This window comes from Flavobacterium sp. (assembly GCF_036405015.1).
Taxonomy (GTDB): Bacteria; Bacteroidota; Bacteroidia; order Flavobacteriales; family Flavobacteriaceae; genus Flavobacterium.
This window is the reverse complement of record NZ_DASWYK010000135.1, coordinates 1-25,157: the sequence shown is the minus strand read 5'-3', so window position 1 is coordinate 25,157 and position 25,157 is coordinate 1. Positions and strand designations below refer to the sequence as shown.

Annotated in this window: 23 protein-coding genes; 12 read left to right on the top strand and 11 right to left on the bottom strand. The window is 33.4% G+C overall.

Going from position 1 to position 25,157, the window contains the following annotated elements:
• Positions 1-184 precede the first annotated feature (184 nt).
• The 3 genes from VGE71_RS10485 to VGE71_RS10475 all read left to right on the top strand — a co-directional run bounded on the left by VGE71_RS10485 (position 185) and on the right by VGE71_RS10475 (position 3,356).
• A complete protein-coding gene (locus tag VGE71_RS10485; RefSeq protein ID WP_331138289.1) occupies positions 185-943 on the top strand; it encodes an AraC family transcriptional regulator in 759 nt (252 codons plus the stop codon).
• 30 nt (positions 944-973) lie between these two features.
• Positions 974-2,176, top strand: a complete 1,203-nt coding sequence (locus VGE71_RS10480; RefSeq protein WP_331138288.1) for an NAD(P)/FAD-dependent oxidoreductase — start codon at positions 974-976, stop codon at positions 2,174-2,176.
• Between the two features lie 115 nt (positions 2,177-2,291).
• Positions 2,292-3,356 carry a BamA/TamA family outer membrane protein gene (locus VGE71_RS10475; protein ID WP_331138287.1) on the top strand — a complete coding sequence of 355 codons (1,065 nt, stop codon included), beginning with the start codon at positions 2,292-2,294 and terminating at the stop codon, positions 3,354-3,356.
• Between the two features lie 12 nt (positions 3,357-3,368).
• Here VGE71_RS10475 and VGE71_RS10470 read toward each other — a convergent pair whose 3' ends face one another.
• The 6 genes from VGE71_RS10470 to VGE71_RS10445 all read right to left on the bottom strand — a co-directional run bounded on the left by VGE71_RS10470 (position 3,369) and on the right by VGE71_RS10445 (position 9,012).
• Positions 3,369-3,782, bottom strand: coding sequence for a 3-hydroxyacyl-ACP dehydratase FabZ family protein (locus VGE71_RS10470; protein WP_331138286.1), 414 nt, complete (start codon positions 3,780-3,782; stop codon positions 3,369-3,371).
• A gap of 723 nt (positions 3,783-4,505) precedes the next feature.
• A complete protein-coding gene (locus VGE71_RS10465; protein ID WP_331138285.1) occupies positions 4,506-5,213 on the bottom strand; it encodes a LytTR family DNA-binding domain-containing protein in 708 nt (235 codons plus the stop codon).
• A complete protein-coding gene (locus tag VGE71_RS10460) occupies positions 5,213-6,184 on the bottom strand; it encodes a sensor histidine kinase (protein WP_331138284.1) in 972 nt (323 codons plus the stop codon). The genes VGE71_RS10465 and VGE71_RS10460 overlap by 1 nt, the downstream gene beginning before the upstream one ends.
• Before the next feature lie 241 nt (positions 6,185-6,425).
• Positions 6,426-7,163 carry a CPBP family intramembrane glutamic endopeptidase gene (locus VGE71_RS10455; protein WP_331138283.1) on the bottom strand — a complete coding sequence of 246 codons (738 nt, stop codon included), beginning with the start codon at positions 7,161-7,163 and terminating at the stop codon, positions 6,426-6,428.
• A gap of 306 nt (positions 7,164-7,469) precedes the next feature.
• Entirely contained in the window at positions 7,470-7,856 is a 387-nt protein-coding gene (locus VGE71_RS10450) for a DoxX family protein (RefSeq protein ID WP_144213635.1), read from the bottom strand.
• Positions 7,857-7,998: 142 nt separating this feature from the next.
• Positions 7,999-9,012, bottom strand: a complete 1,014-nt coding sequence (locus tag VGE71_RS10445) for a zinc-binding alcohol dehydrogenase family protein (protein ID WP_331138282.1) — start codon at positions 9,010-9,012, stop codon at positions 7,999-8,001.
• A 327-nt stretch (positions 9,013-9,339) separates the two neighbouring features.
• On the opposite strand from VGE71_RS10445, the gene VGE71_RS10440 reads away from it, so the two are divergent.
• Positions 9,340-9,903, top strand: a complete 564-nt coding sequence (locus VGE71_RS10440) for a GNAT family N-acetyltransferase (protein ID WP_331138281.1) — start codon at positions 9,340-9,342, stop codon at positions 9,901-9,903.
• 173 nt (positions 9,904-10,076) lie between these two features.
• Positions 10,077-10,511: a DoxX family membrane protein gene (locus VGE71_RS10435; RefSeq protein ID WP_331138280.1), complete on the top strand. Its 435-nt coding sequence runs from the start codon at positions 10,077-10,079 to the stop codon at positions 10,509-10,511.
• Positions 10,512-10,588: 77 nt separating this feature from the next.
• On the opposite strand, the gene VGE71_RS10430 is transcribed toward VGE71_RS10435, so the two are convergent.
• Together VGE71_RS10430 and VGE71_RS10425 are read right to left on the bottom strand one after the other, a co-directional pair.
• Positions 10,589-11,854 (bottom strand): hypothetical protein, encoded by a 1,266-nt coding sequence (locus VGE71_RS10430; protein WP_331138279.1) that lies wholly within the window; start codon positions 11,852-11,854, stop codon positions 10,589-10,591.
• 25 nt (positions 11,855-11,879) lie between these two features.
• Positions 11,880-14,258 carry a TonB-dependent receptor plug domain-containing protein gene (locus tag VGE71_RS10425; RefSeq protein WP_331138278.1) on the bottom strand — a complete coding sequence of 793 codons (2,379 nt, stop codon included), beginning with the start codon at positions 14,256-14,258 and terminating at the stop codon, positions 11,880-11,882.
• A gap of 115 nt (positions 14,259-14,373) precedes the next feature.
• Between VGE71_RS10425 and VGE71_RS10420 the strand changes: the two genes are divergently transcribed.
• The 4 genes from VGE71_RS10420 (at position 14,374) to VGE71_RS10405 (ending at position 18,080) form a co-directional block, all read left to right on the top strand.
• Positions 14,374-15,366, top strand: a complete 993-nt coding sequence (locus VGE71_RS10420) for an AraC family transcriptional regulator (RefSeq protein ID WP_331138277.1) — start codon at positions 14,374-14,376, stop codon at positions 15,364-15,366.
• 334 nt (positions 15,367-15,700) lie between these two features.
• Positions 15,701-16,537, top strand: coding sequence for a sulfite exporter TauE/SafE family protein (locus VGE71_RS10415; protein ID WP_144213649.1), 837 nt, complete (start codon positions 15,701-15,703; stop codon positions 16,535-16,537).
• Positions 16,524-16,931 (top strand): DUF1634 domain-containing protein, encoded by a 408-nt coding sequence (locus VGE71_RS10410; RefSeq protein ID WP_331138276.1) that lies wholly within the window; start codon positions 16,524-16,526, stop codon positions 16,929-16,931. The genes VGE71_RS10415 and VGE71_RS10410 overlap by 14 nt, the downstream gene beginning before the upstream one ends.
• 126 nt (positions 16,932-17,057) lie before the next feature.
• Complete coding sequence (locus tag VGE71_RS10405; RefSeq protein ID WP_331138275.1) at positions 17,058-18,080, top strand: LLM class flavin-dependent oxidoreductase; 1,023 nt, start codon at positions 17,058-17,060, stop codon at positions 18,078-18,080.
• Between the two features lie 327 nt (positions 18,081-18,407).
• Here VGE71_RS10405 and VGE71_RS10400 read toward each other — a convergent pair whose 3' ends face one another.
• Positions 18,408-20,846, bottom strand: a complete 2,439-nt coding sequence (locus VGE71_RS10400) for a TonB-dependent receptor (protein ID WP_331138274.1) — start codon at positions 20,844-20,846, stop codon at positions 18,408-18,410.
• Between the two features lie 240 nt (positions 20,847-21,086).
• Between VGE71_RS10400 and VGE71_RS10395 the strand changes: the two genes are divergently transcribed.
• Complete coding sequence (locus VGE71_RS10395) at positions 21,087-22,364, top strand: acetyl-CoA C-acetyltransferase (protein ID WP_331138273.1); 1,278 nt, start codon at positions 21,087-21,089, stop codon at positions 22,362-22,364.
• Positions 22,364-23,089, top strand: a complete 726-nt coding sequence (locus VGE71_RS10390) for a hypothetical protein (protein ID WP_331138272.1) — start codon at positions 22,364-22,366, stop codon at positions 23,087-23,089. The genes VGE71_RS10395 and VGE71_RS10390 overlap by 1 nt, the downstream gene beginning before the upstream one ends.
• Positions 23,090-23,141: 52 nt before the next feature.
• On the opposite strand, the gene VGE71_RS10385 is transcribed toward VGE71_RS10390, so the two are convergent.
• Entirely contained in the window at positions 23,142-23,753 is a 612-nt protein-coding gene (locus VGE71_RS10385; RefSeq protein WP_331138271.1) for an FMN-dependent NADH-azoreductase, read from the bottom strand.
• Positions 23,754-23,862: 109 nt separating this feature from the next.
• On the opposite strand from VGE71_RS10385, the gene VGE71_RS10380 reads away from it, so the two are divergent.
• Positions 23,863-24,243, top strand: a complete 381-nt coding sequence (locus tag VGE71_RS10380; RefSeq protein ID WP_331138270.1) for a helix-turn-helix domain-containing protein — start codon at positions 23,863-23,865, stop codon at positions 24,241-24,243.
• A gap of 60 nt (positions 24,244-24,303) precedes the next feature.
• On the opposite strand, the gene VGE71_RS10375 is transcribed toward VGE71_RS10380, so the two are convergent.
• The gene (locus tag VGE71_RS10375; protein ID WP_331138269.1) at positions 24,304-25,053 is read right to left on the bottom strand and encodes a 4-hydroxy-tetrahydrodipicolinate reductase; all 750 of its coding nucleotides are present in this window, start codon (positions 25,051-25,053) and stop codon (positions 24,304-24,306) included.
• Positions 25,054-25,157 lie beyond the last annotated feature (104 nt).

Genomic DNA, 25,157 nt, shown 5'->3' with positions numbered 1-25,157 from the left:
ACCACTCGTAACAAACTAAAAAACAGCAAATTACCCAATGTTAAGTTTTTACTTCTTAAATTTCAGAAATTAAAGACGCTTTTTTAAGCTATTAGAAAGCATTCTGGTTTTCATGAAATAATCCGTAAATTTTAAAATTTCGTCCTAAATTCGTCGAAAAAGATTTCAAAAGCCTTTTATTTAAATGCAAGAAAACTTAGAATATCGTTCCATTCAGCCAAATCCAAGTCTCTCTGATTTTGTGGATAGTTTCTGGTGCATGAAAAATAAATCGAACAAAACCTTGGAAACCATTGGTTTACCAGACGGAAGAATAGATTTATCCTTGATTCAAACCAATGAAAAACCTTTTGAAATTAGACTACTGGGCTTAGGAACCAAACAATATGAAAAAGGAATAATTCCCGCTAATAGCCTAACATTCGTCATCAGTTTTAAACTTCCGGCCGTTGAATATGTTTTTCACGAAAGTGTTGCATCTCTTATAAATTCAGGCAAAACTCTCGAAAATGATTTCTGGAATTTCAACAAATCCGATTTAGAAGATTTTGAATTGTTTTGCAAAAAGGCATCATTAAAAATACAGGCTTTATTACTCAAAGAAACCGATTTAAGAAAACAAAAGCTTTTTAGTCTTATTTATAAAACAAACGGAGCATTAACCGTAAAAGCTTTTTCTGAGAAGTCAGGCTGGAGCAGCCGACAAATAAACCGTTACTTTCAGCACTATTTCGGAATTTCATTAAAAGAATACAGTTCCATTCTTCGTTTCCGCGCTTCACTAGAACATATTGCAAAAGGAAAACTGTTTCCAGAAGAAAATTTTTCAGATCAAACCCATTTCATCAAAGAAGTCAAGAAAATTTCGGGTTCACTTCCAAAAGAGTTGTTTCAAAACAAAAATGACCGATTTATACTATTATCGGCTCTTTCTTCAAAATAATTTTGCAGCATAGATTTAAAAACAAAAACTATGCTTTTGCACAACAAACAAGTCGCTATTATTGGCGGCGGAATAGGCGGCTTGACTTTAGCCAGACTTTTACAATTACAAAATGTCAATGTAAAAATTTACGAAAGAGACCTTAATTCTGAAGTCCGTGTTCAGGGCTCGCCTCTTGATTTACATGAAGATTCTGGCTTAAAAGCTATCAAACAAGCTGGTTTATCAGAAGAATTTTACACCAACATCCGTCCAAATGCTAGCAAAGCGAGTATTCTAGACAAAGATTTTCAACTGCATTTTGACGAACATATTTATTCTGAGAATGAATTAAAAAACACCTCAAATTCGAATAAAGATTCACTTCAAGACATCTCGAAACCACGTCCAGAAATTGATCGTTCTATATTGAGAAGTATTTTACTGAATTCACTTTTACCCGAAACAACGGTCTGGAACAGTCAATTTCTTTTTATGGAAAAAGAAAACCAAGGCTGGAAGTTACATTTCGCGAACGGTACTCAAGCTTATGCCGATCTTGTAATTGCTGCAGATGGCGCAAATTCTAAAGTTCGCACTTATATAAGCACAGAAAAACCGATTTACTCTGGAATTACCATAATTGAAGGAACCATTTACAATGCCGAGGAAAATGCTCCAAAACTCTTCAAATTTTCAAAAGGCGGAAAAGTACTGAGCTTTGGCAACGAACAAACTCTAATGTATGGCACAAAAGGCGACAACTCTCTTATGTTTCTTTTAAGCAGCAAAATCCCTGAACATGCAATCTCAAAAGATCATTTAGATCTTAAAGACAATACAGCTGTTTATGAATGGTTTAAAAGCAATTACAAAAACTGGAGCACAGAATGGCAAGAACTCTTTAAAGCCAAAGAATTGTATTTCATACCTCGTCCACAATATTATTTTCCTCTAGATCAAACCTGGGAGACACAGAAAAACATAACTATGATTGGCGATGCAGCACACAGAATGCCACCTTTTGCAGGTAAAGGCGCCAATCTAGCCATGTTGGACGCTTTGGAACTTTCCCAGTACCTAACAACCGAAAGCTATCATGACATCAAAACAGCTATTTCTATTTTTGAAAAACGCATGTTAGAAAGAGCTTCCAAAGCAACAAAAGATACTTTAGAAAACAGTAAACAACTCCATTCAAAAGATGCTTTGCAAAAATTGGTTTCTATTTTCAAAAACAAACAACAATCATAATCATTTTAAAAACAACAACTTAACATTATTATTCTTAAATTTACAAGTATCGAAAAGCAGCTAATTTCAATATTTACAGGCCGAAATAACAGTTTCACTTTAAACAAATATAAAAATGAAGCACTTTCTACTCCTACTCTTTTTTACAGTTTCTATCTCTCCTTCTTTTGGACAAAAGACCAGCGATTCCATTTCCAAAAAAACTAAAGACAAAAAAGTAGAATTACGAATAATGCCTTATTTAAGTTACAATAGAAATCTAGAATTTATGTTTGGCGCCATTCCGATGACGATGTACAAAGTCAATCAAAATGACAGTATTTCACCTAAATCATTATCAGGATTATCGGCCATTTACACCACAAACAAGTCGTACGCCTTGGCATTCTTCAATAAATGGTATTTGGATCAAGATAAATGGCGGTTAAAACTTTTCTTTTTTACAGGGAATCAAAATTCACAATTTTATGTAGACGATATTGACCAGCCTGATTTTTATGATTACGGAACTAAAACTACTGTTCTTAGTCTTGGTGCACAACGTAAAATCTTTGGCAAATTCTATGGTGGCTTGTCTTATACCTTTGCTCATTACAATACAACATATGAAGAAAATATCAATCCTGCTTCGGTTTCTCATAGCAATGCACTCGTTGTAAACCTGCTATACGACACAAGAGACGCAGTATATTACCCAACAAAAGGATACAAAATAAAACTAGATTGGTCCAGTTATCCTGATTTTCTGGACAATGATCTGGCTTCTAACCGAATCTCTTTTCAAGCCAATACTTATATCCCAAACAGAAACGGAAAAGATGTTATTGCCGCCCGTGTTTATGGAAAATTCGGGCTTGGGAATGTGGCATTTGAACAACAAAGCACTATTGGAGGCATTGATATTCGGGGATACTCCGAAGGAAAATATCGAGGTTCAGGTTTAATGGATATTCAGGGAGAATATCGTTATAATTTCGGAAAAATGGGACTGGTCGGTTTTGCTGGCCTTGCTACTATTTACGGTTCTGACACCCCAAATTTTGACTGGAAACTATATCCAGGAGCAGGAGTCGGATACCGTTACAATCCGTTTAAAAAATCAAAATTTAATGTCGGATTGGATGCCGCTGTAGGTAAAGGAGACTGGGGAATTTACTTTAGAATCGGAGAGGCTTTTTAAACTATTTTCTAATTATTGAAGCTTAACACACAACCATTCTCCCTTTACAATAAGTTTATCTCCAGCAAAAGCTTCTCCTGATTGTTTGATAATTTTTTCGCTTATGCGGATATTTTTTACTACGAATTTTACTAGTTTTTCAAACTCAACACCGGCAAAAAATTCAATATTATCCAGACTCACCAAACCAAAAACCCCATCAGCAAGACCCAATAATTTTACACCAGCGCCACCACATTGCGCCATTGCTTCGATTAAAATAGTTCCTGGAACGTAATTAAAATCTGGAAAACTTCCTTGCAACCAAGCATCTTTTTGTGTAAAAGTTTTCAATCCAATAATAGTTTCTGCGGTATAAGAGATAATTTCATCAACAAATAAAAAGGGAGCTCTGTGCGGAATTAAATCTTCTATTTTCTGAGTCATGATTTATAATTTTCAACAATTTACGAATCTCGAATGAGATAGACAATCTTTTAAATTATATCTCTGTTAAATGCTATTAAATTACAATGAAATGACTTAAAAAAGAAAGAAGACTCTAACTCATTTTTTTCTGTTTTTTTAAGCTAAAATCATCAATACTTTTTCGTAGAAAAAACCTTCTTTTTTTTTTGAAATTATATCTCAAAAACAGAACAAAAAGCCTTAAAAACAAATCACAAAAGAAAAATAGTTCTCAATTTTAAACATTAAACTTTTAATTTAAACAAATACAAATTAAACACTAATAAACAAACAGTTAAAAAACCACAATAGATAAAAACTATAGTGCGTATTTCACAAAAAACAACATATTTAAAACAAAAAAACTTCATTTTAAACAAAGAATTTCAACAGTAAATTCTGCTTCAATTATTGACTTTTAAAAATTGATTTTTAAGACTGTTTTGAACGGTAAAAAAACTTCAAAAAGAAGCTATTCTCCTTTTTCTTCCCTATTTTCATGAAAATCGGAGCAAATTTTAACTGTTTTATGCTAAATGAAAGACTTTAAACTAATTCAAAAAAAAGGAAATAAACCTAGGCATTACCTTTCATTTAAAAAAATAAAATTTTTAATTCAAAAAATTGATTTTTAATAAATTAAAACAAAACACATAAAGTAAAACATTAAAAAATAGATTTCAACAAAATCAAGATATTTTTCTATTTAATTCCAAGTAAATGATACAACTCATCTTTCTTGTTTAAGGCCGTCGAAATGGTTTTTCCGTCAATTAATTCTACAATGTTTCCGTTAAGACTTCTAACCGCTTCCAAATTCAAAATAAAAGATCGTTGAACTCGAAAAAACATCGGAAGTTTTAAAACTTCTTCCATCGATTTTAAAGTTCCCAAAGTGGTATATGAATTTCCATTAATCACAAACTTCAAATAATCACCTTGCGCTTCGACATAGAGAATTTCATGCAGCAGAATTTTTATCAGCTTCCCTTCTGCTTTTATAAAAATGCGATCCGAATTGATTTGATGAACAGAAGTTGTTTTCTTCAATGAAAGAAATTCCTGTGCCCGATTTACTGCTTTTAAAAAACGATCAAAACGAACAGGCTTTAAAAGATAATCTGCCGCGCCGGTTTCGAATCCGTCTAAAGCAAAATTGCGATGAGCAGTGATGAATATAATCACAGGTGGATTTGTTAAGGATTGCGCAAGCTCTAAACCGCTAAATCTAGGCATCTCAATATCACTAAAAACAATATCGATTGTATTCTCCTGCAAATACATCAAAGCTTTTGCGGGTTCTTCAAATGAAGCTTCCAATTCCAAAAATGGGATTTCGGCAATGAAAGATTCTATGATATCTCTAGCAATTGGCTCGTCATCAATAACAATGCATTTTAATTTTTCCATTATTTTCTTAAAACTATTTTTAATTCAACTGCAAATGAAGCATCAGATGCATGAACATTTAATTCATACTGATTCGGATATATCAATTCTAGTCGTTTTTGTGCGTTTTCCAGCCCAATCCCTCCAAAACCATTATTTGATACGTTTCCATCAGAATCATTTCTTAAATCAAACAAAAACGTGCTGTTTTCGATTTTAATATTCAGTTTGATAAACGCGTTTTTACTTTTCAAACCGTACTTGAAAGCATTTTCAATAAAAGTAAACGTAAGCAAGGGCGCGATGAAAAGTCCTGCGGTTTTGTTTTCCCCTTCTATTTCAATTTGAATATTGACATCATCTGCATATCGCATCTTTTCTAAAGCGATATAATTTTTGATAAAATCCAATTCCTTCTCCAAACGAACAATTTCGGTATTAGATTCGTACAAAGTGTAACTCATAATATCCGAAAGACTTAGGATTACTTCTGGTGCAAGATTGTCTTTTCTAACCGTCAATCCGTACAAGTTGTTCAGAGTATTAAATAGAAAATGCGGATTTAACTGTGCTTTCAAAAAGTCTTTTTCGATTTGAATATTCTGAATCTCCAACGCTGTTTTCTCTTTTTCAATTTGAAATTTCTTGTGGTACAACTTCGTGATTTCGACCAAAATTTTAGCAAAACAAAATGGCGAAAGTAATGAAATGATTATGATGGTCTGCGAAAGCATTCTTTTTGGAGAAACGGCCTCTAAAAACGTCTGATCTGCGCTCATTTTGATTACTCCTTTCAATTCTCCGAAAGTTACTTCTAATCCTAAAGCGTAGTAAAACAAGGAAACAAAATAAGTTACAGCCATCCAGACAAAAATCGAAATCGGAAAAACCAACAACAACAGAATTAAAATTCGAACCTTATTGCCTAAAAATAGTTTTGGAAGCAACAAATAAAACAGCATGTAAAACACAACCATATTTACAAAAGTCATTCTTAGCGTGAGCAAAACAGCTTCGAAATAAATCAATTTGTACCCGATTACATAACTCAAAAAAAGTAAAACTGAAAATCCGGACCACATCAAAATGTGTAATAAAATTCGATTTCTTTTGGTAAAAAAAAGATCAAAATTTAGCGAAGCAATTTTATCTGAAAAATATCCGGAGGTTGATGTGGTATTTGGCATGTAATCTGAATTGTAAAGCAGTTTCAAATATAACTTTAATTTGGTTTTATAAAATTCTAATCACGGCATTAATCAAATTAATCGTGTTATGTCCCAAAACAGAATAGATTAGATTTCCGGAAAAGATTCTTAAAACTCCAACACTAAATGAAGAAATCAGGGTTAGGTAAACCATTGTCATGATGTCAAATTTTAAATGTAAATCTTGATCCAAAACAGCTCCGTGAGAAACTCCAAACAAAACAGTCACAATTACAAATGACCAGCCAAATTCTATTTCACGGTATTTCCATGTTGGTGCAAAAGCTTTATTTAAAAGCCATAATGAGATTCCTCTAAAAACAATTTCTTCTGTTAATCCTGGCATTGTGGCCTGAAAAAGGAAAGTTTCTAAATGAAATGCACTGCCTTTTGGAAACAAAATCAGTTTAAAAATAATATCAAAAAAGGTAAATCCTAAGAAAAGCAGCAATCCAAATTTGAATTGTGTTTTTGAATTGGTCTGAGTTGTAAATCCGATTTTGATTCTTTCTTCTTTCGAAACCGAAAAAATGATCACTAAGCCTAATATTAAACTCAGCATCTTTCCCGCCCAATTGAATTTCAAATCCAGAAAATCCAGATTTATCAATTGTTTTCCTGAAACCTGCAAATACACATCGGCTAGAAAATACAAAATGAAAAATCCTAAATATTTCAAATTTGATTTTTCTGACTTGAAATGCGCCATAAAAATAAGCGGCGAGATTAATACGATCCAAAAAAGAGGCGTTAATAGTGACATAATTTTGATTTTTAAGGTTTTAATTTTGATCAAAAGTATTGGCGTCGCTTTAGTTTTTCAAGTGGATTCGGTAGAACACGGAATTTACTCCGTGAAAATATGTTTTTGTCGGATGAGTGTGTTTTTTTTTAAAACGCAAAGTTCGCAGAGGATTTACGCAGAGAAAAGCAAAGTTTTTCGGCATTTTACTTTTGAGTTCTCAAAGATTTTTCACTTTGAATAAAACTTGAAACCTGAAACTTGAAACATAAAAAAAGCTCTAAATCGAAACTTAGAGCTTTTGTATTTAATTTAATGGAGAATGAATTAGTCCCATTTATTGTTTTTAGAAACTGCATATTTTCCTGCTCCTGTGAAGAACAAGGCAAGAGCACCGAAAAAGTAAAGCCCTAATAATTCTAAAGCATAACCTCCGTGGTCACTAATGGTAAAGATTTCCTGAGCGTGAGCTGTTGCAACTGCCACTATGCAAGTAACAGCCAAAAGAACTGCAGCAAGTCTGGTTCTGAATCCAATTAGAATTAAAATCGGCGCCAAAACTTCGCCAAGGTATACCGCATATCCAAATGCACCCATGTTTTCTACAAGAAATGAAATTCCGTGAATCAGTTTAGAAACTCCGTGAAAAAGCATTAGCCCTCCAGTGCTGATACGCAATAACAATAATCCAAGGTCTGTGTTTTTTGAAATCATAAATAATTTTGTTTTAGGTTAAATTTAAATACAAATTTGGCTTGTAAGGCGACTAAAATACATAAATTTTATCATTCTAAAACTATATTATTTAAAATTGTTCTAAATAGAATTTACAGCTTATCACAGAATCGATTCATATTTAAAACTTAACAGCAATTTTTCCGATTGTCCTTCCAGATTCTAAAAGTTCGTGTGCTTTTTTAAGATTTTCGGCTGTAAGTCCGTTTAAGGTGGTGTTTAAAGTTGTTTTTAGAATTCCATCATCTAATAAATCGGCTACAATATTGAGAATATTATGTTGTTCTACCATATCTTCTGTCTCATACATAGAACGGGTGTACATTAGTTCCCATGAAAAAGAAACGCTTTTGCTTTTCAATTTATTTAAAAGAACTGGTTCATTGCTACCTGTAATAGAAGCAATATGTCCTTGCGGTTTTATTAATTCAACCATTGTGTCCCAATACGCATTGGTATCTACAAAATCGAGAATAAAATCTACGTTTTCAAAACCTGCTGCTTTTACTGAACCAATCAAATCTTTATGATCTACCACAAAATCGGCTCCTTGCTGTTTACACCATTCAATAGTTTCAGAACGCGACGCTGTTGCAATAACGGTTAATCCTGCTATTTTCTTAGCTAACTGAATTGCAATCGAACCTACTCCGCCGGCACCTCCAATAATCAAAATTGATTTTCCTTTGTCTTTTTCTGGACTTATTCGAATTCGGTCAAAAAGAATTTCCCAAGCTGTTAATGCTGTTAACGGAATTACGGCAGCTTCTTCAACACTTAATGTTTTAGGTTTTCTGCCTACAATTCGTTCGTCTATGATTTGATATTCGGCATTGCTTCCTTGTTTGGTAATATCTCCTGCATAATAAACAGGATCTCCTACTTCAAACAGCGTCACTTCTTGCCCAACTGCCTGTACAATTCCGACGGCATCCCAGCCAATAATTTTTGGATTTTCTAATACCGTGTCTTTTGCAGCGCTCTGACGAATTTTAAAATCGACTGGATTTACTGAAATCGCATCTATTTTAACTAATAAATCTTTCGGACCTGGAATTGGTTTTATTGCTTCGAATTCAATAAAACTTTCTGGGTTTTCTATGGGTAATGATGTTTTAAATCCTATTGCTTTCATTTCTTTTTTAATGTTTTAATTAAAATATATTACAAATATAAGCCGAGTTAAAATCTTCTGATTGGTATATATTGAGTGTATATTTGTACATCTTCGGCTTTTTTTGTTTCTCGCAGATTTTGCAGATTTTTATTAAAGATGTGCTTTTGAATCTGCGTGAAATTTTTTAACACATAGAAACATAGAATTTTTGAACTTATAAAAGAGTTCTAATAAAAATTAGTTCAAAGCTATGTTTGTTCAAAATAAGTGAAACGCCTTTACGCGCAAAAGAAAACTATGTTTCTATGTGTTAGAAAAACTAAATTTGCTAAAAAACACTTCGAAATGAATATCAGAAAAGCCAAAATATCAGATTCAAAATATATTGCTCCTATTTTGTTGTTAGCGATGGAAGAGATCATTTATAAATTCATTGCGAAAAAAGATTACGCTGCTGCAAAAGACTTTCTGCAGTATTTTATTGAAAGAGAAAACAATCAATATTCATATGAAAATTGTTTTGTGGCTGAAGAAAAGAACGAAATCATTGGCGCCGTAAACATTTACAATGGCGCCGATTTAATTGCATTGCGTACTCCGATTGTGGAATATGTGAGACAAAACCATAATCCTGAATTTGATCCAGAACTGGAAACTCGTTCGGGAGAATTTTACATTGATTCTTTAGGTGTAAATCCAAATTATCAAGGAAAAGGAATCGGTTCCAAAATACTTTTGTTTTTAATTGAGGAATATGTTCATCAAAACAAACAAACTTTAGGTTTATTGGTTGAAGAAGATAATCCGTTGGCGAAAAATCTGTATTTAAAACTGGGATTTAAAGTAGCTGGCGACAAAACTTTGGTCGGAAAAAAACTGGAACATCTTCAAATCGGTCCTCAATTATAAAATGCATTTTTAAAAAACGTTTTGCTTTGTTTTTAGAGGTTTAAATTACTTTTTATGCATTTTAACGACTATTTCAAACAATTTGGCGATGATTCTGTCGTTATTACCCATAAACCAGACGATTTTGCTTTTGAGAATTTCGTTTAATTATTGAAATAAAATTACCCATTAGAATGAAAAACATAACCATACTGGAAGCAGGTTTAATTTTAAGAATAGTTTTAGCCCTTACGATGCTTTCGGCCGTAGCAGACCGATTTGGAATTTGGGGAGCTCCCGGATCTAATGCTGTCGCCTGGGGAAACTGGGAAAACTTTGTAATTTACACTCAGACTTTAAATCCATATGCGAATAAAGCTACTGCAGAAGTATTGGGCGCAATTGCTACTGTTTTGGAAGTTTTATTAAGTCTGTTGTTGCTTTTCGGTTTTAAAACTAGAATTGCTGCTTTAGGAACTGCTTTTTTACTGTTTTTCTTCGGTTTTGCAATGGCTGTTTCGGTTTCGGTAAAAGCTCCTTTTGATTATTCGGTTTGGACAAGCGCAGCAGCAGCATTGCTTTTGGCAAACATTGGTAAATCGTCTTTTGCTGTTGATAACAGGATATAAAAAAACAGAAGCAATTTTTAAAAAATCGCTTCTGTTAAAAAAATAGTATGAGCTAAATATCTAAAGACAGTTTTAAATTAGTCTTTGATAATGTTGAATCCTTGAATTCTTCCACTTTCTTTTAAACGGAAAGTTTCTTTTACAACTCCAGTTGCTGGATTGTACTGATTAACTCCAGAGAAACCATCTGATGTACTGTTTGATAAGAAATAGATTTCTCCATTGTGAAAAAACGGATTTTGTGTTGTGTAGAAATTATCTGGTGGCATGTTTAAACGAGTTGCTTTTTTAGTAACTGCGTCGATTTCGTTCCAGTACCAAACGTCATCTCTGTATTTAACACCGTGTTGTCCTCCATTGTAGTAAGAAACCGCTCTTGATGGAATAGTTGTATAGATTTTTCCGTTGTGAGCAAAAAGTCTGTTGAATTCTGCAGGGAACTGATATGTTTTCATATCCAATACAAAAGTCGTGTCAAAATTAACTTCTCCTTTTTTGATTCTAAGAATTTTTGAAGAATAGTCAGATGGCTGTGTTTTCATATCTCCTACTGAAGCAAAATATAAATCTCCCGTTACAGCATCTAAACTCCATAAAACGTGATCGATAAATACACCTAAATTAGTTGTACCTCCCATTTTAGTTACATTTTCGATTTTGTTTGTTGTTAAATCATAAACTGCAATTGCAACTTCTTTAACCACTGGAGTTACCTGCCAGTTTCCTGCCGCTTTATTTCCTAAAAGTAAATCTAAGTATAATTTGTTTTCTCTTTTAGCAATAATCAACTGCCCGATTGATTCTAAAGGTTGTCCTTCAGAAAGTGAAGAAAAATCAATTTCTCCTGTTCTTTCCATTGTAGTTGGATTGAATTTCTGAAGTTTTAATCCGCCTCTTACTTTATCCCAGTAGTATCCTTCTGTTGGACCAGCTACTAAATAATTGGTTTCGTAAGCATTAGATTGAGATGGCAAAAATCCTTGATCTACCACTTTTCCTGTAGCGTCAAGTCCCATTTTATTGATTCCTTGTTTTGCATTGGATACATCATTTACTTTAAAAAGTGTTTTATCTAACACACTTCCTCCTAAAGAAGATGTTACCTGCAGAAACGGTAATCCTGAAAGATTGATTTCTCTTGATTTGTTATCTTTTAATGCATAAATACCACCGCTCCAGTTAGCAGATCCATTGTAGATAATCCAAGTTTCGTTTTTTGGTAAAGTATCGTCATTATTCCCGTTATCGGTATTATTGTTATCATCATTGCTGCTGCAAGAAAATAAAAGCATACCAGCAGCGATTCCTGCCAGTACTGAACGAAGTGAGTTGCTTCTTTTCATAGTTAATCTGATTTATTGGTTTTATTTAAAAAAAATTATAAACTAGTTTTAAGTGAAAGGATCTTCCAGGTCTTTGAACATTAAAATTGTCATACAAGCGTACATCTCCAACATTTCTGCACTCTGCTGAAACAGTTGTTTTATTCCCAGCAAAATGATAATAAACACCAACATCATTAGAAAACTGACCTAATCTGCCATCTTGTGGAATAATCAATGAAGTTTGAAAATCTTTTACATCTCCAAACAATGGCGGTTCTTGATTTTTTGGAATAGACACCAAGAAAAATCGGTGCGTGTAATTGGCATTCCATGTAAAGTTTAGATTGTCGCCTTTCTTAAAAATATTTCCGAAGTAGGTATTCAACCAAAAGTTTCCAAACAGAAACGGAATATTAGGAACTCTAGAATCGTCCAAATATTTAAATTGTGCTTCTTTCTCTTCTCTTCGAATGTCTTGATACGTTATATTGAATCCAGTATTTAACCATTTTGAAGGAACATAATTGGTTTCAAATTCAAATCCCTTTATATTAGAATTCTCATAATTGATGTATCTATTAAACGGAATATCGAGTTGCAGGAAAATAATGTCTTTTACTTTTCTGTAGAATAAATTTGCAGAAAACGTCAAACTGTTGTTTTCTTTTCCAATCGTATATTGTCCGTTTAAGTTTAAATTGTGGCTTTTCTCTGGATCAAGATCTAGGTTTTCTTTTACTAATCTCGCATCTCCAAAAATTTCAAATTCATCTGGAAGACGTGTTGCATATTCATAAGAAAGTTTTACTAAATAACTGTCTTTTACCCATTTTAAACCTCCTAAATAACCAAACTGACTGTCATCTTTTGAGGCTTTCCATGCAAAACCGTAATTATCTGTTGTATATCCTTCTGTATTATAATGGTAATATTTTGCCGCAACGATACTTTCTAACTTCTTATCCATCCACAAAGAACGCCACGCAAAAGCCATATTATCTTTTCTATATGTAGCAGGAACTGTAAGTACATCAACGCCATCAATAATCGAAATCGCTCCAAGCGGATCACTTCCTTTTCTTCTTTGCGAATAATACAATTCACTAAATTCTAAAAAGTTACGATCAGACAATTCATATTCCATATTCAATCTTGAGGAAACAAAATTGTACTTCATCCTTTGATTATTCCCCGATCTAATTTCACCAGCTTGTCGATTTTCAGCTATAATATCGCCTAACCAATTGTAACGAACTGTTGTGGTATCAATAAATTTGGTATTGAAATGACTATAATTGGTTAAAAACGCTACTTTCAATTTATCATCAAAAAACTTTTTACGGTAATTGATCATTCCTGTATAGTTCTGTTCTTTAGAAAATGCCTGTCCGTAGACGTAGCGCATTCCGGCATCGTTTTGAATTTGTTTGTAGAAATCAGAATAAATTAAAGTCAAACGAAAATCATCTGCCCATGATTTTTCCTTTAATCCAACAAAAGCTTCTCCATAGTTGGATCTTGTCATATCATGAAAACGTCTCACATTTCTAAATTCCTCATTCGTTTCATTTTGAATCGGAACATTTACTTTGTAATTGTTATCAGAATAATTGAAAGAGCCATTAAAACCTCCATAGAAATTATTTTTATTCTGAAGATAAAGATTGGCCGTAGCTCTATGTGTATTGAAAGAAGCAACTTCATAAGACACCTCGGCAAAATTTTTGTTTGAAGTTCTGCTCACGAGATTTACACCACCTCCCAAAGCATCTGAAGCCAAATAAACTGGCATTACACCTTTGTAAATTTCAACTCTGTCCAACATGTTTACCGGAATCGTTCCTAGACTAAAACCATGACCGAAGAGTTCAATCGGAATTCCATCTTTAAAAATACGTACTGCTTTTCCCTGAAGTCCGCCCAGATTAATCTGAACTTGTGAACCTATGTTTCCGTCGGTTCTTAATTTTACGCCTGAAGCTCTATTTAAGTAATCACCAACATCTCCGGCTTTATCATATTGTTTTTTAAAGTCAACTACTTGAACAGAAAATGGTGATTCTTCAATCTGCTTTTTTATACTTTTACTTTGTACTACGACTTCGCTTAATTTCGCCAAATCGTCATCTTCAGCATTTAATGTAAATTTGAAATGGTTATCTTTATCACAATCTACAGAAATAGTCTTTTTAAGTTTTATTCCATTACTTTTAACCATTTCGATCTGATAGGTTCCCGCTGAAAGCGAAAGTTCTAAAGCACCAGAATTATTAGTAGTTCCCATTGCTTTATTATCTACTAAAACAGTGATTTTGGATAAAGGATTTCCGAGGTTATCTTCAACATGAATAAAAACCGGACAGGCGTTTGCAGAGAAAAAACCAATCAGGAATAAAAACATGAAATTTAATTTGAGTGTCAAGCTGTTTTTATTTAAACTTATTATAAATTATATTTGCACGTGCAAAAGTATTTGATAACTCACGGATGCATTTATGAAAGTGGAAGTTTTAATTATGAAAATAGAAGTATAAGGAATGGCATTTAAAATTGACTCAAATGATTTTGTTGATTTTCTAGAAACTGACAGAAAACCAAAAACGGAACATACTAAGATTGAACTCGAAGGTGAAAAAGACATCAAATTTGTTACGCCAAGAGGAGATATTTTATTTCACGAACATACAATAACAGAAGAGTTGTCTATTCTTCAAGGCAATTATCAATTACATGACGATGTTGCGATTTCTGGTCATGGAGATTCTTCTTTACTTGAAATGCATTTTAATCTTTCAGATCAAAGAATTGGATATGTAAATCCGGGTTCTTCCAAAGATTTTGCTTCGCCAATGTCAGGCAACATTACCTTTCTTTCTGCAGAAGACAACCACGCCAAAATTGACTTCAAAAAAGATATCGTTTATAATACTTTTGATATTCATCTCCCTTTAAATGTACTGACGAAATATGAAGGAGAATCTAAAATAATGGATAATTTTCTCAATAGTATCCAAAAGAATAGTAGTGCGGCTTTGGCAAAAAATGAAATTAAAATCAGTGCTAAAATTTTTGGTGTAATGCAAGACATCAAAAACTGCTTTTATAAAGGTTTGACTCGAAAAATTTATATGGAATCTAAAATTTATGAGCTTATTGCTTTAAGTCATTATAATTTAGACACCGAAAAAGAAGCTTTAAACCTTGCTGGAAATGATATTGAAAAAATAAAATTTGCTGCACAGTTAATTCGTGAAAACATTGACAATCCTTTTACAATTGTAGAATTGGCACGTAAAGTCGGCGTTAATCAGACCAAACTGAAAGAAGGTTTTAAAACGGTTTTTGGAGACACCGTTTTTGGTTATCTACAGGAAATCAGAATGAATAAAGCCAAACATTATTTATCAGACACATCACTTTCAATCCAAGAAATAAGCCATCTTTCGGGATATCAGAATGTTTCTAATTTCAGTATCGCTTTCAAAAGAATCTTTGGCTACCCTCCTACTAAGTTGAGACTTAAGGTTTAGTTTTTAGTCGCAGTTTTTAGTCTCAGTCTCAGTCTCAGTTTTCAGTCGCAGTCGCAGTTTTCTATGACAGTTGCAATCTTTTACTTTAATTTAAAAGTTTTTTAAATTTAAAATTTTGACAAACCATCCATATCCAGAAACTAAAACCCACGACCGAGACTGAAACTGAGACTGAAACTGAGACTGAAAACTGAGACTGAAAACTGAGACTGAAAACTGAGACTGAGACTGAGACTGAGACCAAAAACTAAACATCAAAAAAATTTTTAAGGTATATTTAAGTTCCTGTCCAAATTTGTATTCGTAAATTAGCAGTTACAAAAACATATCTTAAATGACAATACTTACCTTTACGCTAATAATGATTCTTGGCGCCTTTTTAGCAGGCTTTATCGGTTCATTATCAGGCTTGGGCGGAGGAATTATCATCATTCCGCTTCTTACGATTTTACTTGGTGTCGATATTCATTATGCAATTGGAGCCGCTTTGGTTTCTGTAATTGCTACTTCTTCGGGTTCTGCTGCAGCTTATGTAAAAGAAGGAATTACCAATATGCGAATGGGAATTTTTCTCGAAATTGCAACCACAATTGGTGCTGTATGCGGTGCACTTCTTTCTACTGTTGCCCCTACTTCTTTTATTGCCGTTTTATTCGGTTTAACCCTGATTTTCTCTGCTATTAATTCGCTTCGAAAAAAAGAAGAACACATTGTTTTAGAATCTAGTCCATTGGCTAAAAAACTAAAATTAGACGGGACTTATCCTGCACACAATGGCGAAATTATAAAATACGGAACTAAAAATGTTATTGGCGGTTTCAGTATGATGGGAGTTGCAGGAATGATGTCCGGTTTACTCGGAATTGGTTCTGGAGCTTTCAAAGTAATTGCAATGGACAATATTATGAGAGTTCCTTTTAAGGTTTCTACCACAACCAGTAATTTTATGATGGGAGTTACAGCAATGGCGAGTTCTGTAATCTATATTCAAAAAGGATATATCGAACCTGGAATTTGTATGCCGGTTGTTATTGGTGTTTTGTTTGGAGCAATGGCTGGAGCCAAAATTTTAGTAAAAACAAATCCGAAGAAATTGAGAATCTTTTTTGCTTGTCTGATTTTTGTTTTGGCAGTAAACATGATTTATAACGGACTAAATGGAAAAATCTAACATGGTACAAGAAGAAAAATTTGGAGAAAAAGATTTTCAAGCCATCATAGGAAACTTACTTCGTTATGGTGTCTGGATTTCGTTATCAGTTGCTTTTATTGGTGGAATTGTTTATTTACTTCACAATGGAAGCCAGATTGAAGATTATTCTGTTTTTAAAGAAAATGACCGCAATATATTTGAAGTAATTGCTGCAATTTATAACGGTGCCATTCAGGGAGATGGCGCATCCTTAATATTTACAGGGATTATTTTGCTTTTCTTAACGCCAGTATTACGCGTCTTACTATCGTTGTTTTCTTTTTTACTAGAGAAAGATTACCTGTATGTTGGAATTACTTTGATTGTAATTCTGATTATTATTATCAGTATTTCGTTTGGATTTTCACATTAGTAGGAATTTCAGATTTTAGATTTTAGATTTTAGATTTCTAAAAGATCGCTTCGCTATTTTTGGAATTTGGGATTTCAAAAAATTGGAATTTAAAATTATTATTGACATTTAAATTTTAAAAAATTTATGGAAATAGGAATAGACAGTTTTGCTTCTGCAATGTACGGCGATAACAATACGTTGAGCAGTGTTGATGCAATGGATCAGCTTTTGGAGCGAATTGAATTTGCAGATCAGGTTGGTCTTGATGTTTTCGGAATTGGAGAACATCATAAAAAAGAATTTTTAGATTCTGCTACTGCTGTTATTTTAAGTGCGGCAGCAGCCAGAACAAAAAATATACGTTTAGCAAGTGCCGTTTCAGTTTTAAGTGCTGCAGATCCTGTAAGAGTGTATCAAAGTTTTGCAACCTTAGATTTAATTTCAAAAGGAAGAGCAGAAATTGTTGTGGGACGTGGTTCTTCAATTGAAGCTTATCCCCTTTTTGGATACAACTTAAATGATTATGATGCGCTTTTCAGCGAAAAACTCGATTTATTACTACAAATTCGTGATAATGAGTTTGTGACGTGGCAAGGAAAATTTCGTGCAGCACTAAATAATCTTCCTGTTTATCCGAGAGCGGTACAAGAAAAATTACCTGTTTGGCTTGGAGTTGGCGGTACACCTGAATCTTTTGTAAGAGCAGGTTCGCTTGGGCTTCCGTTAATGGTTGCGGTTATTGGCGGACAAACACATCGTTTTAAACCTTTAGTAGATTTGTATCGTGAGGCAGGAAAAGCAGCAGGCTACAAACCAGAAGAACTTAAAGTCGGATTGCATTCGCCAGGATACGTTGGCAATACAACAGAAAACGCAATCGCTGATTATTATCCTGGTTATGCCGAATTATGGACCAAATTAGGATATGAAAGAGGTTGGCCTCCTGTAACCAAAGGAAAATTTGACGGATTAATTGATGACTTAGGTGTTTTAATTGTTGGAAGTCCAGAACGAGCTGCAGAAAAAATTCTTCGTCACAGTGAAGCCCTTGGAGGTGTTGATCGATTTACATTCCAAATGGATAATGCTGGATTGACGCACAAACAATTAATGAACGCTATAGAATTAATTGGAACAAAATTAATTCCTTTGATAAAAAAAGGATAGTTTTTCTTTTTGCCACAGATTAGAGGATTATAAAGGATTTTTTATTTAACAATTTGAATAGCCTTTAGCTCTAGCTGGACGAGAAAATAGAAAATAAGTCAAAAGGCTTTAGCCAAACTTTGCGAGTTTGGCTAAAGCCTTTTTTCAATCTCAATTTGTACCTCCAGTTAAAACTGGAGGCAACTTAAAAGCCTTTTTACCCCTTTGTTACTTTGAACCTTTGTTCCCTTGTTCCTTTGAACCTCCAAAATAAAAAAACAAAAAAGCATCTGCCAAGTCAGATGCTTTTTTTAAAGATTTGTAATTTTTCAACGAAAACAAATCAGTTTAGAATTTGTAGGTAACACCAACTCTAAAGTTTCTTCCAGGTTCAGACTGCCAGTAGTAAGCTTGTAACCACTCGTAGTAAGAACCACTGTATAGGTATTTATCTAGAATATTAAATACGTTTGCTGTAACTTTTACTTTTCCGATTTCATAAGATAAACCTCCATCTAATTTAAAGTAAGTAGGCAATTTTTCAAGACCATCACCCCATGTATCCGTTTGGCGTCCGTCAAGAAAAGTTCCTCCTATAGAAGCTCCAAATCCTTTCATTTTACCAGATTGAATAGTATAGTTTAACCAAGCATTTGCAGTATGTTTTGAATATCCAGGAACAACATCACCAACATGAATATCATTAACATCAGAAACACGGGGATCTACTTTAGTTACCACTGACTCCGTAAATGCATAATTTGCAATAAGATTTAGACCATCAAATATTTTTCCTCTTAAATCAAATTCAAACCCTCGAGCTCTTTTCTCACCTAATACAATTTTTGTTGGATTAGCAGGAGTACTTGAAGGATCTGCAGTTAATTCATTTTTCTTAAGAATACTATAGACAGATAAAGTAGTATTCCAAGAACCATCAAACCAATCTTTTTTAAGACCAAATTCAACGTTATTACCTGTTAAAGGCTTTAACTCACCACCATTGCTAACAACTCCAGATTGTGGTGTAAAAGCTTGATCATATAATCCATAAACGGCAAAATCATTTGTAACAGAATAACTTGCTCCAAAACGTGGTGTTATATGACTGTCTTCCTGAGGTTCTTCATAGCTGTTAGTCTGCTTAATCCATGTATATCTTGCGGCAAGTGTTACTCTCAATTTATTTTCAAAAAAACCAAGTTCATCCTGAATATATCCAGCAGCATATTTTGAACCATAAAGACCTACCGCTCTTTGGCTTAGAGGCGTATCGTGATCAAATTGAGGGAAACCATTTGAAGGCGTTCCGTAATTTGGGTTAAAAATATTAAATGGATCATCAAGCGTATCTAAATCATGAGATTGTCCCCAATCTGCCATATAATCTTTGCTTCCTAAATCTATTCCTCCTAAAACTTTGTGAGAAACAGCACCTGTATTGAATTTTCCGTTCACAAATATTTGTCCTAAAAACATATTGCTATCTGCATCCCAAATACCTACATTTCTAATGATATCACCATTTGCAAGGAATTTATCCGGAACCTTGTCTCCATCGGTATCTATTTCAGATGGCCCAACTAAACTTGGCCAAGAACTATATCCTTGCTGAATATATTTGAAATAAGAAGTCTGAGCTGTCAATTTCCAGTTATCATCAAACTTATGTTCGAATTGTAAATACCCACTATGATCTTGAATATTTGTATCTGGTAAACCTGGAGCCGTCATGGTAAAATCACGTGGCATAGTTGCATAACCACCAGCCTTTGGTCCAAAAATATAATACGAACCAACTTCTGTCATATTTGCATATTGAAAATTGTATTCAAATGTCAATTTCGTTTTATCATCAACTTGATACGAAATCACTGGCGCAATTACATAACGGTCGTTGTGCTCAAAGGGACGATGCGATCTTTTCTTTTGAGCTGCACCATTAAATCTGTATAACAATTTTCCTTTTTTATCTAATTTACCATCAAGATCAACACTTACTCTGTAGAAATCATTACTTCCTACTATAGCACTCACCTCGCCTTTTGTAACTCCCGTTGGTTTTTTAGTCACCACATTGTAAAGTCCACTTGGATCACCACTTGAAAGCATGAATCCTGCTGGTCCTTTTACAAATTCGATATGATCTACAAAACTCATATCTTCTGTCAATGGTCCCCAGAATGAAGAAACTACATTAAAACCATTTCTAAAAGCTTGAATTTGAGAACCTCTCATCGTAATATTCGTATACAAATCTCCCCAGTGCTCCAAACGAACAGCACCACTCACATTACGAATAACTCCATCACTCATACTCGTAATCTGCTGGTCTTTTAAAGTTTGACCACTCACAATCTGTACGTTTTGAGGAATCTCTAAAACAGGAGTTTGAAGACGTAGTGACATAGAAGGTTTGTCCTGTTTGTATTTATTTTTTGTAATGACAACTTCTTGAAGATCTTCCTGACTTTCGTTAAGTGAGAAGTTTTTTGTGGTAGTTTGTTTTGCCGTGACCACAATATTTGCTTCAACTGGAGCAATACCTACTGCTCGAACAACAATAGTATAGTTACCTGGTTTTACTCTTGTAATTTCATAATATCCAGAAACAGTTGTAACATCAGAATATTTTGTTCCTTTTAGCGTAACAGAAATATTTTCAGCCGCAGTATTACCACTTAAAGAAATTTTTCCCGCTACTTTTCCAAATTCCTGTCCCATCATGGTCATAGAACACAAAAGAAAAGCAAAAAAGCAGATTCCTTTATTAAAAATTATTTTCATTTTGGTTTGATTTTAAATTGTTGCCCAAAAGTATATTCAAATCTTAACTTATCCAAATTATTTTTATCCATTCTAAATAAATATAACATTTTATAGCACATCCGTAACAAAACAAAGCCAAACTATACTCTTTTTAAGTTATTTCCTCCTAAATATTAATCTACATTAAGCTTCATACCAAAATCTATTTTTATCTTTATATTCGAAATCCAAAAACAAATTCACCTAATAAATACTAATATGAAATCTGATACGATAAGAAAAGTAGCCATTGTTGGTTACAACAGAATTCCTTTTGCGAGAGCCAATACGGCTTATTCAAATGTTGGAAACAAAGAAATGATGATTGCTACCTTAAATGGTCTTATTGATAAATACGACTTAAAAGGAAAATTATTAGGTGAAGTCGCTGGTGGTGCGGTAATAAAACATACTTACGACAATAACTTAATTCGTGAATGTGTAATGCAAACCAGTCTGGATCCTGCAACTCCAGCATGTGATTTACAACAAGCCTGCGATACAGGAATTGAAAGTGCAATTTATATTGCTAATAAAATTGCACTTGGTCAAATTGATTCGGGAATTGCTGGTGGCGTAGATTCGATCAGTGATATGCCGATTGCTGTTAGTGAAAAACTTAGAAAAATTTTACTAGAAGCCAGAAATGCAAAATCTTTAGGTGGAAAAATTAAAACATTTCTTAAACTTCGTCCAAAAGATTTGAGTCCGCTGGTTCCTAAAAACGAAGAATCACAAACGGGACTTTCAATGGGAGGACATACTGAAATCACTGCAAAATATTATAAAATTTCAAGAGAAGAACAAGATCAATTTGCTTTAAAAAGTCATTTGAATATGGCAAAAGCTTATGATGAAGGATTTTTTGATGATATGATAACTCCTTTTAACGGATTAGAAAAAGATAATAATCTAAGGAGAGACAGCACAATAGAAAAATTAGCTAAACTAAAACCTGCTTTTGATAAAGTAAACGGAACTTTGACAGCAGGAAATTCTACTCCTTTAACAGATGGGGCATCTTGTATTCTTTTAGCCAGCGAAGAATGGGCAAAAGAACAAGGACTTCCGATTCTGGCTTATATTACATTTGCAGAAATTGCAGCAATTGAATATGTCAAAAAACAACAAAATCTTTTATTGGCACCACTGTTTGCCGCTTCTAGAATGCTAGAAAAAGCTGGATTAAATTTTCAGGATTTTGATTATTATGAAATTCACGAAGCTTTTGCTGCACAAACTTTAGCCTCTTTAAAAATCTGGGAAAGTCCCGAATTAAGCGCCGAAATAGGTTTAAAGAAAGCACTTGGCGCAATTGACCGAAATAAACTAAACGTAAAAGGAAGCAGTCTGGCCGCTGCTCACCCATTTGCCGCAACCGGAGGAAGAATAATCGGTGTCATGGCAAAATTACTAAACGAAAAAGGCTCTGGTAAAGGATTTATCTCGATCTGTGCTGCTGGAGGACAAGGTGTAACTATGATAATCGAAAAATAATGAACGTCATTCAAAAAACACTATCGTCTCTATTTCCAAAGTACAAATCTCGTTTAATTATTGAAGGACAGAAAAAGCTTTTTCATGGTATAATGAATGCTTTGCCTGATCATTTAGCAGATTTGAAAATTCAGGCTAAGGCCAACAATTTTGAAGGGTTAAAAAAATTCGATTTACATCCTGATTTCAAATACACCGAAATCTATTATCCAGGAGAAAACTATTTCAAATATAAAATTAGAGGCAAAAACAGTAAAATTTCTGGACTTCGAATATTTTCAAAAGTAAATCAAAGATTTGAAGAAGTTGAAATCCTGATTTGGGACAATTTGATTTGGGCATTAAAAATCAATCATTCCAATTATGATTTCAAAGAATTTGACTTTTCTAAGGTTAGAAACAACAGCATTGATGTTTCTAATTTCGATTTTCCATCTCGTAAAATAGATCTTTTTTACGATAGTCTAGATGAAGCTATCCAAGAAAGATTAGATTATAATGAGCTATTTGATGAAGAAATTGACGGAAAGCTTTTCTTCACCTTTTACGGTCTTGAAGATGGAAATTCTCTGGCTGTCGATGAAGATTTAAATGTCTACTCAATAGCTTACGACACTGATAATATGATTGTAAAAATGAATATTTCGTTTCTTCAAATTTTAGAAGATATTGCTGCCAATCGTTTTGATGAAAAAAAGCATATTGAAGAAAGATATAAAAACTAAAACATTCAAAAATTCCAGTCATCACAACTGGAATTTTTTGTTTCAATTTTTATTAAAAAACAAATTCTTCGACTGAAGATAATGCTTTTGGTAATGCATTTGCTGCGAAATCTGGAATTGCAGTTCCTTCAACTCTAAATGTCGTTACATCTGTCATTCCTAAAAAACCTAGGACGGTGCGTAAATACGATTCTGAAAAATCATAACTTTTGTATGGACCTTCAGAAAATATTGCTCCAGATGCAATCGCTAAATATACTTTTTTGTTCGCTACCAATCCTTTTGGAGATCCGTCAGCGTAACTAAAAGTTTTTCCTGCTCTGGCCACCTGATCAATCCAACCTTTTAAAACTGCCGGAATTCCGAAATTGTACAAAGGAACTCCAATTACAATAACATCAGAATCCAATAAAGTCTGAATTGCTTCGTCTGAATATTGAAGCGCTGTCTTTTGTTCCTCTGAATGTGCTTCTGCAGGAGTATAAACAGCACTAATATGAGTACTTGTTAAATACGGCAAAGGTGTTTTGGTTAGGTCAAGTGTCTGTACTTCTGTATCAGGTTGTCCTACTGTCAATTTTGCTACAACCGCATTAGATAATTGATTACTAAATGAATTTTCTCCATTAGTACTTGTTATTATTTTTAGAATTTTTTGGCTCATAATTGTATCATTATTTGTTTTACGATACAAACTTATCTACATTTACTATCTCTTTTATAGTACTATCCTTGAGGATAGCGCTATCCTCGAAGATAGTAAAGCAAAAAACATGGAAACAAGCACAGATATTTTAAGCGAAATAGCAGAAAAAGATTGTAAACCAACAGAATGCATGGCAGCACTTCTACCTGTTAGAGATGCATTGGAAATTTTGAGTGGAAGATGGAAACTTCCCATTTTAATCGCACTTTCTGATCGTCCAAAGCGATTCAAGGAAATTTCTAAAGACATCAATGGCATTACAGATAAAATGCTGTCTAAAGAATTAAAAGATCTTGAGGTCAACAAACTGGTTATTAGAAAAGTGTATGATACTTTTCCACCAACAGTAGAATATTCTAGAACTGAACATAGTAAATCGCTTACTAATGTTATTATGGCTCTAAAAGACTGGGGAACTTTACATCGAAAAGAAATTATAGGGAAATAGCAAAAAAAGTCGCTAAGTATTTTATAAAACTTAGCGACTTTTTTTGTTTAAAGACAACTCTTAAACCGCAAAATACGGCGTTAAAATATCTTCAAAATTATATAATCCGTTTTCTTTCTCTTTTATATTTTCAGCAACAAAAATTACTCCGTTACCAAATGCTTCTCTGGAAATCGATTCGTGAATTAAACGCACAGTTTGAAACGGAAATCCAAAAATAACTTCATGTTTTCCAACAATTCCTCCTGCTCTTACAACATTAATATTTTCACTTTCTACATCCAGGGCTTCGGCTATTTTTAGTGCTGTACCAGAAGTTCCTTCTTTGGCTTTAAAATGTTCTTCGTTTACTTCAATGTCAACTGAAGGCGCTATTTTCTTCAAAAATTTAGCGGCAAATAATAAAAAATTAACCCCCAATGTGATATTAGGAGACCAAAATACGGTTGTTTTTTTAGCCAGCTTTTTCAAAAACTCCAATTCTTTGTCTTTGTAATGCGAGATTGCCGAAATAATTTTGACATTTTTCTTTGCCGCAACTTCACCATAAGTATAAATTCCCTGATGCGAAGAAAAATCAATAATCACATCTACAGGATGCTTTTCCAGTAATTCTTCAATAGAAGTTTTGGAACTTGAATAGATTAAGCCGGGTTCGTCTGACTGCACTCCAAAAAATTCAGGAACGGATCTGTGTTCTAAAACGGTACTTTGTCTTAAAACCCATTCTAAGCAGAATTTTTTATTTTCTAATAATATTGAAGCTACTGATTTTCCAGTTTTTCCGAATCCGATTAATCCTATTTTCATAAGCATTTGTTTTTTAATTGAGCAAAATGGCTCGTTAGAATTATTGATATTTAAGTGGATAATATCAAATTGAAATTTTAATTAAAACAACAGTTTTGAAACTG

Bases quoted from the DNA above. Each gene is read 5' to 3' on its own strand.
- VGE71_RS10420 (WP_331138277.1), top strand. From the start codon at position 14,374: ATGGCATTTAAAATTGACTCAAATGATTTTGTTGATTTTCTAGAAACT.
- VGE71_RS10470 (WP_331138286.1), bottom strand. From the start codon at position 3,782: ATGACTCAGAAAATAGAAGATTTAATTCCGCACAGAGCTCCCTTTTTA.
- VGE71_RS10400 (WP_331138274.1), bottom strand. From the start codon at position 20,846: ATGAAAATAATTTTTAATAAAGGAATCTGCTTTTTTGCTTTTCTTTTG.
- VGE71_RS10450 (WP_144213635.1), bottom strand. From the start codon at position 7,856: ATGATTTCAAAAAACACAGACCTTGGATTATTGTTATTGCGTATCAGC.
- VGE71_RS10395 (WP_331138273.1), top strand. From the start codon at position 21,087: ATGAAATCTGATACGATAAGAAAAGTAGCCATTGTTGGTTACAACAGA.
- VGE71_RS10375 (WP_331138269.1), bottom strand. From the start codon at position 25,053: ATGAAAATAGGATTAATCGGATTCGGAAAAACTGGAAAATCAGTAGCT.
- VGE71_RS10405 (WP_331138275.1), top strand. From the start codon at position 17,058: ATGGAAATAGGAATAGACAGTTTTGCTTCTGCAATGTACGGCGATAAC.
- VGE71_RS10410 (WP_331138276.1), top strand. From the start codon at position 16,524: ATGGAAAAATCTAACATGGTACAAGAAGAAAAATTTGGAGAAAAAGAT.
- VGE71_RS10385 (WP_331138271.1), bottom strand. From the start codon at position 23,753: ATGAGCCAAAAAATTCTAAAAATAATAACAAGTACTAATGGAGAAAAT.
- VGE71_RS10485 (WP_331138289.1), top strand. From the start codon at position 185: ATGCAAGAAAACTTAGAATATCGTTCCATTCAGCCAAATCCAAGTCTC.
- VGE71_RS10455 (WP_331138283.1), bottom strand. From the start codon at position 7,163: ATGTCACTATTAACGCCTCTTTTTTGGATCGTATTAATCTCGCCGCTT.
- VGE71_RS10440 (WP_331138281.1), top strand. From the start codon at position 9,340: ATGAATATCAGAAAAGCCAAAATATCAGATTCAAAATATATTGCTCCT.
- VGE71_RS10435 (WP_331138280.1), top strand. From the start codon at position 10,077: ATGAAAAACATAACCATACTGGAAGCAGGTTTAATTTTAAGAATAGTT.
- VGE71_RS10390 (WP_331138272.1), top strand. From the start codon at position 22,364: ATGAACGTCATTCAAAAAACACTATCGTCTCTATTTCCAAAGTACAAA.
- VGE71_RS10465 (WP_331138285.1), bottom strand. From the start codon at position 5,213: ATGGAAAAATTAAAATGCATTGTTATTGATGACGAGCCAATTGCTAGA.
- VGE71_RS10415 (WP_144213649.1), top strand. From the start codon at position 15,701: ATGACAATACTTACCTTTACGCTAATAATGATTCTTGGCGCCTTTTTA.
- VGE71_RS10445 (WP_331138282.1), bottom strand. From the start codon at position 9,012: ATGAAAGCAATAGGATTTAAAACATCATTACCCATAGAAAACCCAGAA.
- VGE71_RS10480 (WP_331138288.1), top strand. From the start codon at position 974: ATGCTTTTGCACAACAAACAAGTCGCTATTATTGGCGGCGGAATAGGC.
- VGE71_RS10460 (WP_331138284.1), bottom strand. From the start codon at position 6,184: ATGACTTTTGTAAATATGGTTGTGTTTTACATGCTGTTTTATTTGTTG.
- VGE71_RS10475 (WP_331138287.1), top strand. From the start codon at position 2,292: ATGAAGCACTTTCTACTCCTACTCTTTTTTACAGTTTCTATCTCTCCT.
- VGE71_RS10380 (WP_331138270.1), top strand. From the start codon at position 23,863: ATGGAAACAAGCACAGATATTTTAAGCGAAATAGCAGAAAAAGATTGT.
- VGE71_RS10430 (WP_331138279.1), bottom strand. From the start codon at position 11,854: ATGAAAAGAAGCAACTCACTTCGTTCAGTACTGGCAGGAATCGCTGCT.